This window comes from Arsenophonus sp. ENCA (genome assembly GCF_002287155.1).
In the GTDB taxonomy this organism is placed as follows: Bacteria; Pseudomonadota; Gammaproteobacteria; order Enterobacterales; family Enterobacteriaceae; genus Arsenophonus; species Arsenophonus nilaparvatae.
The window spans coordinates 1-1,027 of sequence record NZ_NHNG01000363.1 but is presented as its reverse complement, the minus strand read 5'-3'; the positions used below and the strand labels follow the sequence as shown (position 1 = coordinate 1,027).

At 35.7% G+C, this 1,027-nt stretch carries 1 protein-coding gene; it reads right to left on the bottom strand.

Annotated elements, in window-relative coordinates:
* Positions 1–527: 527 nt before the first annotated feature.
* Positions 528–710: a hypothetical protein gene (locus CBG25_RS09535; RefSeq protein ID WP_290606264.1), complete on the bottom strand. Its 183-nt coding sequence runs from the start codon at positions 708–710 to the stop codon at positions 528–530.
* Positions 711–1,027 lie beyond the last annotated feature (317 nt).

The window sequence follows — 1,027 nt, the reverse complement described above, 5'->3', positions numbered from 1 at the left end:
AAACCTGTAAAAGTAGTGACATTTTCCAGCCTCAGCCAAGCACTGCTCAATACGGACCCTTTTAAATGTATTCTGTGTGGCGGGAAAATGGTCTATCAGCGGGTCTTGTATGGGCTGGTAACAAAGGATCTGGTTGCTAACGCAGTGGAAATAGCGCGAATGCGTTACGTGATGTAATGCAGGGAAGATCTGCCTGAATTCAGCAAATTCGTTCAAAAATCAGTCGATTAGCCAACAAATAATGATCTCACTCCCTCTTGTGCTGAAAAAAACAGCAAATCTTACCGACTGTGATCCCTATTTCATACGGCCTCAGGATCTTTGAAATCACGAGTTTCGCACAGGCATATAAAATTCTAAAAATGGCTTAAAAGCAATGATTAATCTGCAAGTTACTAAAAAACATAAATTTTCTTAAATTACAATAAGTTGTATTTGATTTATAAGGTTTTGACTATTTATATATCATGCTGAATTAAACTTAAAAATAGAGCGTTTTTTTATTGGTGCGAAACTCGTGGAAATTCCTAGGCGTGGACAGGTCGCTCTGTCCCATCAATAAAGACGTCTTTAACTCCAGGAAAGGCGCGAAAAAATTCCTCAGCAGAGCGAATTTGACGAGCGGGCAAAACACATTCTCGCCCCAAGGTCATCTCTAAAACCGGCAATAATATTTTTACCCAGCGACATACCCGGGTTCTATCTAACACGAGTTTCGCACAGGCATATAAAATTCTAAAAATGGCTTAAAAGCAATGATTAATCTGCAAGTTACTAAAAAACATAAATTTTCTTAAATTACAATAAGTTGTATTTGATTTATAAGGTTTTGACTATTTATATATCATGCTGAATTAAACTTAAAAATAGAGCGTTTTTTTATTGGTGCGAAACTCGTGTAAAAAAGAAGTATAAATTTAAAAACAAGAAAAAATCAGGATGTTCATATTTTGTCCGGTTATCCATGCATTAAAGATATCTATAAAATATTCTTGCAAGTAAGCAGTGTAAGATACTCTAGTTTGGC